Here is a 283-nt window from a genome sequence, read left to right as displayed (position 1 = left end):
CTTTAGCAATTTCTACCCCCATACCAACCCCGCTTATGACAAGCAAATAAGCGGTTTTAATTGGTTCAATATGAGAGGGCTTGTAATGAGAGAATCTTACTATATTCGAAGTTCTAACTTAAGTTAAAAAACGATGATTTATCCTTATAAATTAATGTATTACTAAAAAATGAGTCATGAGAATCATCCATAAGAATGCGTATTCTGCTAAAGAGTGAGAGACAATAAAAACCAATAATGTATCACTTTTATATTCTCATGAAAGAACTCTTCAAAACGCTGA

Origin of the sequence: Bartonella sp. AA2SXKL, assembly GCF_042197205.1 — a bacterium.
Classification (GTDB): Bacteria; Pseudomonadota; Alphaproteobacteria; order Rhizobiales; family Rhizobiaceae; genus Bartonella.
This window is presented reverse-complemented; position numbering follows the sequence as displayed.